This window comes from Pseudomonas sp. CCI4.2 (genome assembly GCF_034350045.1).
Lineage (GTDB): Bacteria > Pseudomonadota > Gammaproteobacteria > Pseudomonadales > Pseudomonadaceae > Aquipseudomonas.
Map to the genome: position 1 here is coordinate 3,390,027 of NZ_CP133781.1, position 13,563 is coordinate 3,403,589.

Consider the following 13,563-nt stretch of genomic DNA (forward strand, 5'->3'; position numbering starts at 1 on the left):
GTGGGAGCGAATTCATTCGCGAAAGAATTCACGCGGTGTGACAGACAGACCGCTTCCCGAATAAATTCGGTCCCACAGGGTTTTCATACAAATCCTGCAGCGGGATCGTCGTTTTAGGCCAACGCGCCACCCCGGCGGCATTCAAGAGTCAAGTTGGCGCCGCCGGCAGGGCTGGTGTCGATGTGCAGTTTGAAGCCGTGCAAATTGACGATGGCGGCAACAATGGAAAGGCCCAGGCCGAAGCCACTCTGCTGGCTGCCGTCTGCGCAGCGGTAGAACCGTTGAAACACAGCGTCGCGTTCGGCGACCGGGATGCCAGGGCCGGAGTCCTGGATTTCGATGCGGGTGCCTTCGCCGTCACCGTCGCAGTAGGCGCTGAGGATGACCACCCCACCCAGAGGACTGAACTTGATGGCGTTGCTCAGCAAGTTGGCCAGTGCCTCAAACAACAACGCGCGGTCGCCCATTAACGTTGGCAAAAAGGGGGCAAGTCGTAAATCCAGGGTCAGGGCTGCCTCTTCAGCCACCGGTAGATAGAACTCGTAAAGCTCGTGCAACAACGGCCTCGGGTCGAGTTCGACGAAGCCTGAGCGGCGTTGGTGGTCTTCGAGTTCAGAAATCCGTAATAGGCCACGAAAACGCGCCATCAATGTGTCCGCTTCAGCGATAACCTGGCCCATCTGCAGCGCCTGGGTCGAGTCTTCCGGTGACTGCTGTTGAATGCGGTACAGTTGGGCGCGCAGGCGGGTCAGTGGAGTTCGTAGGTCGTGGGCGATGTTGTCGCAGACGCCTTTTACTTCGTTCATCAGCTTCTCGATGCGATCGAGCATTGCATTTACGATCACTGCCAGCATGTCAAGTTCGTCACGGCGGTCTGATACCGGTAGGCGTCGGGCCAGGTCGCCGGCAACGATGGACTCGGCGCTGGCCTGTAGGCCGCGTATTCGGCGCAACGGTCGGCGGCGCAACAAGTGCCACCCTGCAACGCCGGGAATGATGGTCAGGGACATGGCCCACAACAACGCGTGCCAAATAATAGTGGTGACGGCAAACAGCGAACCGTTGTCGCGCACCAGTATCAGCCAGCGCCCGTCATGGGTTTGGGTGGCCACTGCGTCACAGCTGTTTTGCGGCAACTGCGGGTCGTCGGAGTCGATGCAGTCGCTCAGTTCATGAATTTTCCCGTCCAGCGGCAAGTTGGCAGGGATGCTGTTGACCGGGCCACGGATGGGTCGATATTCGCTGTCAAACAGCCCGTAGGCATCCACCGCGCGCATGTCGAATTTTTCGCTGGTGTTCAGCGCATCGATCAGTTGATAACCCTGAAACCGCGCAAAGAGGTGTTGCCGTTGGGTTAGCGAGTGGCGGGCCAGGGTGCTCAGATAGCCCGTAACTTCCCAATACAGCACCCCCATGAGGATGCCGCTCCAGGCGACGAACAGAAAACTGTACAACGCCAGCAGACGGCTGCTGGATGAGCGCCAGCCTTTAGAGGGGTTCAGCAATGACATAACCCGAGCCTCGCACGGTCCGAATCAGCGGTGTCAGGCCAGGGGCATCGATCTTTTTGCGCAGACGCCCGATGTGCACGTCGATCAGGTTGGTGCCGGGGTCGAAATGGTAGCCCCAGACTTCCTCGAAAATCATCATTCGGGTAATGATTTGCCCGGTGTTGCGCATCATGAATTCCAGCAGTTTGTATTCAGTGGGCAGCAGGCTCAGGGGCTGATCGCCACGGCTGGCTTCGCGGCTGATCAGATTGAGCGCCAAGTCACCGACGTGCAACACGGTCTCGGCTTCACTGACTGGATTGTGGCGCCGCAGCAACACCTCGACCCGGGCGGCCATTTCGTCGGAAGCGAAAGGTTTGGACAAGTAGTCGTCACCCCCTGCACGCAAACCCCGCACGCGCTCGTCAACATCCGATAGCGCGCTGATCATCAGGATCGGGGTGGAAATGCCCAAGGCGCGCAAGGTGGTGACGATGGCCAGACCGTTCACTTCCGGCAACATGCGGTCCAAGGTGATCAAGTCATACCCGCCGCTCACGGCGCGTACCAAGCCTTCGCGGCCATTGTCTACCCAGTCAACATCGAGTCCATGACTGCTCAATTCGGCAACGATTTCCTGCGCCGTGACGGCATCGTCCTCGATGGTCAGAATTCGGGTCATGGGGAGAAATACCTGAAAGGTTTACGGCAGAGGGGTAGCATTTTGCCCCTAAATGTTTGGTTACTTTTTAAAAAATAGTTTAGGTGGCTGTGCAGAGACGGCTGATGTATGTGCCACTAACTGCTACAGCCCTTGTATTCAGGGTGTTTGATTACTTGTCGGCGTTCTTCTGAGCTTTTTTAGGGCCATTTGTTTTTCCGCTTTCGCTACGGATCTGCGCATGGCTGATCAGGGCGAAAATGAAGCTGCCACCGATGATATTACCCGCCAGCGTCGGGCCGGCAAACGTCAGCCAAAAGTCTTTCCAAGGCAATTGCCCGGCAAAGACCAGGTACGACACTTCTGCCGAGCCAACCACGATGTGGGTGAAATCCCCCAGTGCCATCAGATAGGTGATGAACAGGATGATCCAGATTTTCGCGCTTTCCATGGACGGAATCATCCAGACCATGGTCGCAATCATCCAACCGGAAATGATGCCCTTGGAGAACATCTGGCTCACGTCGTTCTCCATAACCTTGTGGCCGATGTCGAGAAACGCCGCATCGGTTTTCGGGTCAAAAATCGGTAAATGCAACATCACGTAAGCCACCAGCAACGTACCAGTCAAATTGCCGATCAGCACGACGCTCCATAGACGCAGCAGCCGTGCGAAGTTACGCAAGGTCGGTTTGCTCATGACGGGCAAGACGGCGGTCAGGGTGTTTTCGGTGAACAATTGCTGCCTTGCCAGAATCACCGCGAGAAAACCTGCTGAATAGCCTAGGCAAGCAATCACTTTGCTGGCTTCGCCCGCGGGTAATCGCGCATTGAACAAACCCATGGCCATTAGCGACAAACCCATCGTCAGACCGGCGGCCAGTGCCGACCACCACAGCGCGGCCACGCTGCGCTCCAATTCCTGATCGCCTTGCAAGCGGATGGTTTCATGCAGCACCGCCGCACGGGGCGGTTGGTGTTTGTCGACGTCCTTTTCTTCTTCCTCGGACAGCCCTGGGGTCTTGCCGTCTGTTTTGCTGACCATAAAAGTCCTTGGTTCGGGTGCTGAGACATTTTTAGTGCATGGAATGCTGCACGGCGCTGGTGGTTAAGACACACTCCGGTGCCGAGCGTTCGGCCCACTCTTTTATCGGGCCACGGGCGCAGGTTTTTTGCCGAGCATTACGTATTTATTCAGGAGAAACACCGTGAGTATCCACATTCGTGAAGCGACCAGAGCCGATGCCGAGGTGATCCTTGGCTTTATCACCGAACTGGCGATCTACGAAAACGCCGAACACGAAGTATTGGCCAGCGTGGCGGACATCGAACGCAGCCTGTTCGACGAGCCGTCCCCGGCGCGGGCCTTGATCTGTTTGCTGGACGATCAGCCGATTGGCTTCGCCGTGTATTTTCTCAGCTACTCCACTTGGCAGGGCCGCAAGGGGTTGTACCTGGAAGACCTGTTTGTTTCTTCGCAGCACCGGGGTGTGGGCGCCGGGAAAAAGCTGCTTCGCCATCTGGCGAAACTGGCGTACGACAGCGGCTGCGGGCGTTTTGAGTGGAGTGTGCTGGACTGGAACACCCCGGCCATCGATTTCTATAAATCCATCGGCGCGCAGCCGCAGGAAGAGTGGGTGCGTTACCGCTTGGCTGGCGACACATTGAAAGACTTCGCGCTGGGCGAGTGATCATTACGGTCACTCAATACCTCGTCGGATTCGATGCGTTGCACCCCGGCCAGCAGCATCGTTTCCCACGCGGCGTCGAGTGAGCCATTCAAGTCGATGGCGCGGCAGGCGTCGGCGATGACAAAGGTGGTAAAACCTTCGCCCCGGGCGTCTTGTGCCGACCACGCCACGCAAAAATCCAGCGCGAGGCCGACCACAAACACCGTGTGTATGCCGCGATCCTTGAGGTAGCCGGCGAGCCCGGTGCGGGTACAACGATCTGCTTCAAGAAACGCCGAATAGCTGTCGATGCACGGGTTATAGCCCTTGCGCACCACCAGTTGAGCGTTGGGCAGATCAAGGTCGGCGTGCAACTCGGCGCCTGGGCTGCCTTGTACGCAGTGGTCGGGCCACAAGGTTTGTGCGCCGTACGGCAGGTGAATACTGTCGAACGGTTTGCGCTCGGCATGGCTGGAGGCAAACGAGATATGCCCGGCAGGGTGCCAGTCCTGAGTAATGACCACGTTGCGAAAGCACGCCCCGAGTCGATTGATCAACGGCACCAAGGCATCGCCATCGGCGACCGCCAGTTGCCCACCGGGCATGAAGTCGTTCTGCATGTCGATGACTAGCAGTGCGCTAGCAGGGCTGGAGGGTAAGAAAGTGCTAGGAAAACTCATGTTCAGCTCCGCCTTGAGCATTATCCGCGGGCGCGGAAAGGTCCAGTGTGCCTGAGGCTGCGCAGAACCATAAGGCGCCGTTGAGCGCCTTAATCGATAAAGCGGCGAATTATAGTCAGTGTTGTCTGTACTGGCCTCTTTCCGAAACCGATATTCAATTCACCAACGATCTACGGGCGGGCAGCCATCTATAGAGCCAACGTGTTGGCGAAAGCCGGGACGGCTCTGGGGTTTCATTGGGACGGTTTATAGCAAGCAGCCGCAGATACTGTAGGCTTGCCTGCGAAGCGGCCCGTAGTCGCGCCGCTGATGTCGACCTGAAACCTGGGTCGCCTGCATTGACGCTTTCGTTGGCAAGCCACATAGATTTTTGGCAGACACGGAAGAGTAGGCACTGAACATCTGATCGCAGCCTTCGGCAGCGCCTACAGATCAGGCATGGAATGGTCGCCGACCTCATTCGCCTTGGCCAACATCACCAGCAACAGCACATTCGCTCCCGCTTCGGCCCAATGTGGATGGATGTGTTCAGCTTCGTTATGGCTCAGTCCGTCCACGCACGGGACGAAGATCATGGCGGTGGGCGCCACTCGGCTGAGGTAGCAGGCATCGTGCCCGGCGCCGGATATGATCGGTCGCTGGGTGTAGCCCAATGCGGTGGCCGCCTGGCTGACGTGGCGGATGCAATCGGCATCAAACTCAATCGGCGCGTATTGGAAAATCTGCTCCACCTGGTACCTGAGGCCGATTTCCAGGGCCATCCGCTTGACCGCTTCGCGCAGTTTTATGTCCAGTTCAACCAGCACCGATTCGTTCGGGTGGCGAAACTCGACGCTGAAAAAGACCCGGCCCGGCACTACGTTGCGTGAGTTCGGAAAGACGTTGGCCATGCCCACTGTTGCTCGGCCTTCATCACCTTGTTCCAACCCCAGCGAGTGAACCGCTTCCACCACTCGCGCAAAGCCGAGCAGGGCGTCGAGGCGGTGATTCATCGGCGTGGTGCCGGCGTGTGCGCTACGGCCGGTCAGTTCAACTTCGTACCAGCGCTGCCCTTGAGCACCGGTGACCACGCCAATTGTAATGTGCTCAGCCTCCAGAATCGGGCCTTGTTCGATGTGCAGTTCAAAGGCGGCATGAATGGCTCGGCCGCCCATGGGCTCTGTCCCGGCATAGCCAATCTGCTCCAGCGCCTGACCAATGCTGACGCCCGCCGCGTCGGTGCGTGACAAGCCGTAGTCGAGGTCGAACACCCCGGCGTAAACCCCGGAGGCAATCATCGCGGGCGCGAAACGCGAGCCTTCTTCGTTGGTCCAGTTGACCACTTCGATGGGGCGCTCGGTCTGGATCTCCTGATCGTTCAACGCGCGCAGTACCTCAAGGCCGGCCATTACGCCGTAGATGCCATCGAACTTGCCGCCGGTGGGTTGAGAGTCGCCATGGGACCCGGTGAGTACCGGTGCCAGTGAATTATTGCGACCGGCGCGGCGGGCGAAAATATTGCCCATGGCGTCGACGCGCACGCTGCAACCGGCTTCTGTTGCCCAGCGCACGAACAGGTCGCGGCCGACGCGATCTTCTTCGCTCAAGGCCAGACGGCAGACGCCGCCCTTGGGAATCGCGCCGATCTGCGCCATCTCCATCAACGACTCCCACAAGCGCGTGCCGTTTACCCAAGGTTGAACACTCATGCCGTGTGCTCCTGATCCTTGACCCGGTAGCGGAAATTGCAATGTGAAGCGCCGCCCATGAGGGTTTGGGTGCGCACCAATTGGACCCTGGGGTCGTAGCCGACAATGAACAGCTCATCGCGATTGCACGACAGCAAGTGTCCGATCTCACCCAGACCCATCTCGTGGTACATCTCGGCATAGCGGCAGCGTTTGACGTCATAGTCGAAATGCACGGCGTCGCTGGCGATGATTTCGACCTTCAGCGCATCGTCCTTTTCCCACAACGCTTGTAGCGCGACGAAACCCTCAAGACTTGGGCCTTGCGGTTCCCGCGCGGCGAACTGTCGGCCGGCCTCAACGGCGGCCTGCGACACCGCTTCGCCAATGACGGCAGCGGCTTTTTCTTGTCCGTAATCACGCAGCAGAATCTGGTAAATGGGCTTGATTATTTCGGCTTCGATCCGCCGTCTGGCGAGAATCCCCAGTTCGCCGTCGTGAATACTCATGTGCTGGCCCTCGGTCGATTAACGCTGATGATGCACAGTAAGTATTTATTCTGTTTTTATCAAATATCAGAACGGTCTATAGGGTAGATATCAATGTTCATTGAGTAACATAAGGCTGTTAATGAGATTGAACTAAGGTTTAAACTCAATACATGAAAAATACAGAACAGTTGGATAACGATCCACCATTGCGTGCGGTGCGTACGTTTGAAGCCTTCGCCCGTCATGGCGGTGTGAACAGTGCTGCCCGAGAACTGGATGTTTCGCCGTCTGCGGTGAGCCATCAACTGCGGCTGCTGGAGACATTTCTCCGACAGCCGTTGACTGCCCGGCAAGGACGCAATCTGATTCTGACGGACGAGGGACGTGAGTATTACCGGGCGATTCGGTCGGCGTTTGCGGTACTGCGCAGCGCCACTGACCATGTGCGGGAAAAGTCGGTCATGCGCCAGGTCACCATCAGCCTGATCCCGTTGTTTGGCATCAATCTGTTCATTCCGCGTCTGGCGGAATTTCTGCAGGAGAATCCGGGATTGGACATCAACGTGACCTACGCCAATCACCGAAGTTATCCCAGTGACGCGGCGGACATCTCGATTCGGTTTGGCACTGGGCATTGGCCGGGTTATCACAGCGAGCTGTTGATCTCCGGCGCGGTGGGCGCCTATTGCAGTCGGGATTTCGCCGAATGGCATAGCCCGATTGCGACACCCGAGGCATTGAGTGAATTGCCGTTATTGCACGACGAAGAGCGCGGCACCTGGGCGCAGTGGTTCGCCGCTGCGGAGGTCAAACACCCGGCGGCGTTGAATGGGTTGCTGTTTGAAGATGGGCAACTGGCACTGACCGCGACGTTGACCGGGCTGGGTTGCTCGCTGTTGCGCGAGCCGTTGGTGGCGCCGCATGTGGCCAGCGGGGAACTGGTCAAACTGTTTGACCTGACCGTGGATGATGGCCGCGCTTACTACCTCTGCCGTCGCGCCGACAGTGAACTGTCTCGGGAGGGGCTGAATCTGTATAGCTGGGTCAAACGCAGCCATCAATATCTCGGTGGATGACTTCTCTGTGCCTGACACACCGCATCAAGCTTAGATCGCCAACAAGTTGGCTCTACAGCGTTGGCGCTACCTTCGGCCTTAGTCTTTGCGCAATATCGGCGCGCCGAACGGTGCTTCGTCCGTGCGGCGGCCAAGCCGATCCCGCTGTTGCCTCCAGTGATCAATGCCGTTTTGTTGTTTAGGTCATGGTGATCGCCTTTTGAGAGTGGGCGCTTCGAATCAAGGGTCGATGGTGCAGTGGCTTCCGAGCGTGCGGCCAAGCGTGAGGCGTTTCAGGCGGGGAAATAAATTGATTAGATGCCGCCTGACACACCGCTTTCGTTGGCAAGCCTCCCACAGGATTGGCCTTTGACGGCGATTTGGGAGCAGGCTTGCCTGCGAAGGGTCTTTGAAATCAGAACATCACTTTAACCAGCAAACTTGCGGTGTTCTGGTTGGTGTCAAAATCCTTGCTGTTTTCGATCCCGTATTTGTTGCTCCAGTAGTCGTACTCGATACCGACGTAGAGCTGCTTCTCACCGAGGCTCATGGCCTTGCCCAAGTCATATTTGATCTGCGGGTTGAAGTGCAAGTTGGCGTGGTAAGTACCACGAGCGTTTTTGTCGTTGTCCACTACCCAATCCATGAAACCATCGATCAGGATGTCCGACCCGCGTACCGGAATCGTGTAGGACCAAACTGGGGTGATTTGCCATACGTTATTCCCTGGACGTGTGCCGTCAGGATGGCGCTGGAAGAAGTTCAGCTGGAAGTAGTCAAACCCCGGAATTGCCAGGTCGAACCCCGGACCAATCAGGTAGGACTCGACATTGCCTTCGCCAAACTCATAGGTCATCGCCAGCAGCACGTCTTTGATCGGACCCAACTCGAATTTTTGTCCAAAAATCTTGCCCAGTGACAAGCGCGGGGTGAACTCGCCATACATCCCGAAATGACCGACTTGGCTGTCCGGTTTGCCGTTGTAAAACGTGTTGTCGACAAACAGAAAGTTATCGCCGTACTTCCAGCCGTCAGCATGTTCGAAGGTGAAGGTCTGTTGTGTTTGCGGGTTGACGGCGTAGTTCTGGCCCCACAGATACGTCAGGCTGTTGCTTTGCCATTGCACAAGGTCGCCGGCCAACGTTTGGCCAGCGGCGAACAGGCTGCCGGCGGCGATTAAACTGCTGGCGACCAGGCGAGAAAAAATACGGGTCATGCGGGTTGCTCCCAGGGGTTGAGTGGCTTGGTTTTTATTAAGTAGCGCTCTGTAGCGGCGCCTTTTTTTTGCGGTGTTTCAGGGGTAGGTTTTGACGTGGCTGCGCCGTGACCGATGGACATGCGCTGTCTATCGGCCAGGATTTAAAGTGGGGAATCAGTGCGGGTGGGCGGCCTTGTTCATGGCCTCGCGTTCAGCCCCGCCGAGTACGTTGAACAGCAGGTTCAACAACACTGCGCTGAGGGTGGCGAGGGCGATGCCACTGTGGGTAATCGGCCCCATCCATAACGGCAAGTGCGCGAAAAACTCCGGCCGCACCACGGGGATCAAGCCCATGCCGATGCTGACGGCGACCAGTAATTGGTTGCGTCGGTCACCGATGTCGGCTTCCTGAAGGATTTTGATCCCCGTCGCGGCCACCATGCCGAACATGGCGATGGCCGCGCCGCCGAGCACCGCAGGCGGGATCGAAGCCACCAGAAACGCGGCTTTGGGTAGCAAACTCAAGCTGATCAGGAACCCGCCGGCGACCACCGTCACATAACGGCAGCGCACGCCAGTCATCTGAACCAGACCAATGTTTTGGGCGAACGACGAGTGGGTGAACGTGTTGAGAAAACCGGCGAGAAACGACGCCGCGGCGTCGCACATCAACCCGCGTCGGAGCATGCCGGGGGTGACTTCGCGGTCTGTGATTTTGCCCAGTGCGAGAAACATCCCGGTGGATTCGACGAAGATAATCACCACCACCAAGCACATGGACAGGATCGGCGCGAGGTGAAATTCCGGCATGCCGAAATGCAGCGGCGTGACCACTCTGACCCAAGGCGCCTGAGCCAGGCCCGTGAGGTCAACCATGCCGATCAGTCCCGACAGAACGTAACCCATGCCCATGCCGATCAGCACCGAAATGTTGACCCAAAAGCCGCGCATGAAGCGGTTGATCAACAGGATGGTCGCCAGCACCAATGCAGCGACGGCGAGGTAGATCGGCTCACCGAAACTGACAGCCTTACTGCCACCGCCACCGCCAGCCCAGTTCACCGCGACCGGGAACAGCGACAGGCCGATGGAAGTGATTACGGTGCCGGTCACCAATGGCGGAAAGAAGCGCACGATTTTCGACATGAACGGAGCGATCAGCATCCCGAAAAAACCGGCGGTAATGGTCGCGCCGAAAATCCCCGTGAGGCCAACGCCGGGCATGCCGGCCATTGCCACCATGCTGCCGACGGCGGCGAAACTGGCGCCCATCATGATCGGCATGCGAATCCCCAACGGCCCGATGCCCAGCGACTGCACCACCGTGGCGATACCGGCAACCAATAGGTCGGCGTTGATCAAAAAGGCAATTTCTTCGCGGGACAGACCGGCCGCCTGGCCGATGATCAACGGCACCGCAACAGCGCCGCCGTACATCAATAAGACGTGTTGCAAGCCCACCAGAATCATTTGCAGCAGGGGCAAAGGCTGTCGTGGCGGCGCGGTTGGAATCCGCGCGTGAGTTGACTCGGACATGCAACACCTCACATTTTGTTTTTATTGTGGTTGGAGCAGTGACGCTGACCTCTGTAGAAGCCAACGTGTTGGCGAAGCGGTGTATCAAGTAAAAACCGCATCAAGCCCATCGCCAACACGTTGGCTCCTACAGTTTTTTAGTTTGTCCTTGCTCCCTGATCGATCCACGCGCCGAGCAGATCGCGTTCTTTTTGGGTCATTTGCGTGATGTTGCCCAGCGGCATGACTTGCGAAATAACCGCCTGAGCTTGAATGCGCGGGGCCATTTGCTGGATTTGTTGTGCGGTGTCGAACATCACCCCGGCCGGTGCCGCGCTGAACAACGGGCTGGTGGGGTTGGCAGAGTGGCACACGGCACAGCGCTCTTTGATCACGCTGTGAACAGCGTTGAAATCGGGTCCAACTGCTTGGGTCGCGACGGGCGCTGCGGCGACGGCTGCAGCAGGATCGGCTCTATGGCCCCCCAACGCGGTTTCTGGCAGAGGTTGGTATTCGATTTTTGCCGGACCCGCTACGTCAGGTGCTTTCGATATCGGCGTCGGCCCCGTGACATAGGCCATGCAGATCATGCCCAGCGCCGCTACCGGCAAGGTCCAGGCAAATTTATGGCTGTTGTGACGGGTGTTGAAATAGTGACGCACCAACACCGCCATCACCGCGATACCGGCCAGGATCAACCAGTTGTACTGGCTGCCGTAGGTGCTCGGAAAGTGGTTGCTGATCATGATGAACAGCACCGGCAAGGTGAAATAGTTGTTGTGTCGAGAGCGCAGCAAACCTTTGGCTGGCAGGGCTGGATCTGGCGTGCGGTTCTCGGCGATGGCCGCGACCAATGCTCTTTGCACGGGCATGATCACCCGGAACACGTTACCGACCATGATCGTGCCGATGATGGCGCCAACGTGCAGGTATGCGCCGCGTCCGCTGAATATTTTGCTGAAGCCGAACGCAGCGGCAATCAGCAGCACGAACAGCACCAGGCCGAGCAGGGCAGGGCGTTTGCCCAAGGCCGAATCGCACAGCGCTTCATAAATGAACCAGCCCGCGATCAGCGAGCCAATGCCGATCGCCACACCTTCAACGCCGGACAGGCCGCTGCCGGGCGCCAGCAAATACAGGGTCGGGTTAGCGTAAAACACCACACAGAGCAGCGCCACACCAGACATCCAGGTGAAATACGCTTCCCATTTGAACCAGTGCAGGTTGTCCGGCATGGTCGGGGGCGCGAGTTTGTATTTTTCCAAGTGGTAGATGCCGCCACCGTGAATCGCCCACAAGTCGCCTGCCAGCCCGTCACGCGGGTTAACCCGGTTCAGGTTGTTTTCCAGCCAGACAAAATAAAACGAGGCGCCGATCCAGGCCACGCCGGTAATCATATGAATCCAGCGCACGCTCAGATTCAGCCATTCCATCAAATGTGCTTCCACGGTATCTACCTCTGAATCTTGCCGGCCACCACTACGGGTGTTCAGGCCTTTCTTATTGGTGGGCGAGGATCAATTTCTGACCCTCCTCGAAAAAATGTTCGTCGCAGTTATTACCGGTACCACTGCGATCAACCACCAGGAAGTCATCCCGCTTTTCGATCGTCAGCACCGGATGGTGCCAAACGCCGCGATGGTAATTAACGCCCTGCCTGCCATTACTGACGAAGGCGCGGACTAACTCTGATTCAGGTGCATCGCCAACCGGCGCGACCACGATCAGAAAGGGGTTGCCGAGCAGCGGTATGAACGCTTGGCTGCCCAACGGATGCCGCTCCAACATACACACGGTCAACGGCATCGGCAGCGCCTCGGCGCGGAAGATACTGATGATCGCTTTATCCTCCGGCATGGCGGTTTGGACTTCTGCCAGCCGATGAAAACGCATAGTCGAACCGTTATTGATCATGAAGTGATCGCTGCCATCGGTTTCGATGACATCGCCGAATGGGGCGAAGGCTTCTTTGGTCAGGGGCTCGATCACTAAAGTGCGCATGGTGGTTTTATCTCTGAATACGTTGTTGTCTGTTCAATTTATTCGCAGGCAAGCCTGCTCCCACAGTGTATGCATTCCCCTGTGGGAGCAGGCTTGCCTGCGAAGGGTACGACGCTATTTCGCCACTTTACCCAACACCCGCAACCGACTCACACCGCCATCCGGGAACACATTCAAGCGGATGTGGGTGATTGGGCCCAAGGCCTTGATCTGTTCGGCAAAGCTGTGTTCGGCGTGCATTTCCAGTTTCTGTGCCGGCAGCAGTTCGCGCCAGAACAAACTTTGGGTTTCGATCTGGCTGTCGGTGCCGCCTTTGACGAATGCGCCCTGAATCGAGCAGGTGTCCGGGTAATTACCCTTGAAGTGCAGGGTGTCGACGACGACGTGTTCGACGACGCCGGCATGACCCAAGGCGATGATCACCCAATCGTTGCCGGGTGTACGACGCCGGGCGGTTTCCCAACCGTCGCCCATGTTTACGCCACGGCCGGGGTTGAGAATGTTGCTCATGCGCCCGAAATGTTCATCGGAACAGGCCAAGGCGCGACCGCCATTCAATGCCGCCGCGAGGTCTATCTGTTCGCTGTCGCCGACAGTCGACCAATCCCGGAACGGCACGCCATACACCCGCAAACGCGCTACACCGCCGTCCGGGTAAATATTGAAACGCAAATGGCTGTACGCCTGATCATTGCTGATGGCGTGGTAGTGATGGCTGTCGCCTTTGAGCTCGACAGCCGGCAGCACTTCAGTCCATTGGGTGTTTTCGTCCGGATCGCCGGAGGTCAGGAAGCACGCTTCCAGAGATGCCGAGGGCGGATAGTTACCGGTGAAGAATGAGGTGTCGATGTCCACGCCTTTGATCGAGCCGGGCACACCCAAGCGAATGATCGCGGTGTCGTAACCTTCAAAGCGCTTGCGGCGTGACTCCCAGCCGTCCATCCATTTGCCGTTGTCATCGAACACGCCTTCTTTCCACACCGCAGGGGTGGGCTGGAACAAGCGGTTGGCGTCGGCGAACCAGTCATCGGTCACCGAGACAATGGTGGTGCCCAGACGGGCATCGGCCAGGTTGACGAACTTCTCGAACGGTGCGGCGTAAGCTTTCATTGATCTTGTCTGCCTTTTTTAGCAT

General features: G+C 57.7%; 13 protein-coding genes. 2 read left to right on the plus strand and 11 right to left on the minus strand.

The window, feature by feature from the left end; translation table 11 throughout:
• Positions 1-113 precede the first annotated feature (113 nt).
• From RHM65_RS15390 to RHM65_RS15400, 3 genes are all read right to left on the minus strand, one after another.
• The gene (locus RHM65_RS15390; protein WP_322165116.1) at positions 114-1,511 is read right to left on the minus strand and encodes a HAMP domain-containing sensor histidine kinase; all 1,398 of its coding nucleotides are present in this window, start codon (positions 1,509-1,511) and stop codon (positions 114-116) included.
• Complete coding sequence (locus RHM65_RS15395) at positions 1,489-2,172, minus strand: response regulator transcription factor (RefSeq protein ID WP_322165115.1); 684 nt, start codon at positions 2,170-2,172, stop codon at positions 1,489-1,491. Before RHM65_RS15395 ends, RHM65_RS15390 begins: the two co-directional genes overlap by 23 nt.
• A gap of 151 nt (positions 2,173-2,323) precedes the next feature.
• A complete protein-coding gene (locus RHM65_RS15400; RefSeq protein ID WP_322165114.1) occupies positions 2,324-3,196 on the minus strand; it encodes a formate/nitrite transporter family protein in 873 nt (290 codons plus the stop codon).
• 163 nt (positions 3,197-3,359) lie between these two features.
• Here RHM65_RS15400 and RHM65_RS15405 point away from each other — a divergent pair, with 163 nt between their 5' ends.
• Positions 3,360-3,842 (plus strand): GNAT family N-acetyltransferase, encoded by a 483-nt coding sequence (locus tag RHM65_RS15405; protein WP_322165113.1) that lies wholly within the window; start codon positions 3,360-3,362, stop codon positions 3,840-3,842.
• Here RHM65_RS15405 and pncA read toward each other — a convergent pair.
• From pncA to RHM65_RS15420, 3 genes are all read right to left on the minus strand, one after another.
• Complete coding sequence (pncA, locus tag RHM65_RS15410) at positions 3,794-4,501, minus strand: bifunctional nicotinamidase/pyrazinamidase (RefSeq protein WP_322165112.1); 708 nt, start codon at positions 4,499-4,501, stop codon at positions 3,794-3,796. The two genes, RHM65_RS15405 and pncA, sit on opposite strands and share 49 nt — an antisense overlap.
• Positions 4,502-4,926: 425 nt before the next feature.
• Positions 4,927-6,189, minus strand: coding sequence for a M20 family metallo-hydrolase (locus tag RHM65_RS15415; RefSeq protein ID WP_322165111.1), 1,263 nt, complete (start codon positions 6,187-6,189; stop codon positions 4,927-4,929).
• Positions 6,186-6,677, minus strand: coding sequence for an L-2-amino-thiazoline-4-carboxylic acid hydrolase (locus RHM65_RS15420; protein WP_322165110.1), 492 nt, complete (start codon positions 6,675-6,677; stop codon positions 6,186-6,188). Before RHM65_RS15420 ends, RHM65_RS15415 begins: the two co-directional genes overlap by 4 nt.
• A gap of 152 nt (positions 6,678-6,829) precedes the next feature.
• Between RHM65_RS15420 and RHM65_RS15425 the strand changes: the two genes are divergently transcribed.
• The gene (locus RHM65_RS15425; RefSeq protein ID WP_322165109.1) at positions 6,830-7,735 is read left to right on the plus strand and encodes a LysR substrate-binding domain-containing protein; all 906 of its coding nucleotides are present in this window, start codon (positions 6,830-6,832) and stop codon (positions 7,733-7,735) included.
• A 394-nt stretch (positions 7,736-8,129) separates the two neighbouring features.
• Here the strand turns inward: RHM65_RS15425 and RHM65_RS15430 are convergent, their stop codons facing one another.
• From RHM65_RS15430 to alc, 5 genes are all read right to left on the minus strand, one after another.
• Positions 8,130-8,930, minus strand: a complete 801-nt coding sequence (locus RHM65_RS15430) for an outer membrane protein OmpK (RefSeq protein WP_322165108.1) — start codon at positions 8,928-8,930, stop codon at positions 8,130-8,132.
• 156 nt (positions 8,931-9,086) lie between these two features.
• Positions 9,087-10,448, minus strand: coding sequence for a nucleobase:cation symporter-2 family protein (locus RHM65_RS15435; protein ID WP_322183773.1), 1,362 nt, complete (start codon positions 10,446-10,448; stop codon positions 9,087-9,089).
• A 137-nt stretch (positions 10,449-10,585) separates the two neighbouring features.
• Positions 10,586-11,875, minus strand: coding sequence for a urate hydroxylase PuuD (locus tag RHM65_RS15440; RefSeq protein ID WP_322165106.1), 1,290 nt, complete (start codon positions 11,873-11,875; stop codon positions 10,586-10,588).
• 52 nt (positions 11,876-11,927) lie between these two features.
• Positions 11,928-12,428, minus strand: a complete 501-nt coding sequence (locus tag RHM65_RS15445; protein ID WP_322165105.1) for an ureidoglycolate lyase — start codon at positions 12,426-12,428, stop codon at positions 11,928-11,930.
• Between the two features lie 114 nt (positions 12,429-12,542).
• The gene (gene alc, locus RHM65_RS15450) at positions 12,543-13,538 is read right to left on the minus strand and encodes an allantoicase (protein WP_322165104.1); all 996 of its coding nucleotides are present in this window, start codon (positions 13,536-13,538) and stop codon (positions 12,543-12,545) included.
• Between the last annotated feature and the right edge of the window lie 25 nt (positions 13,539-13,563).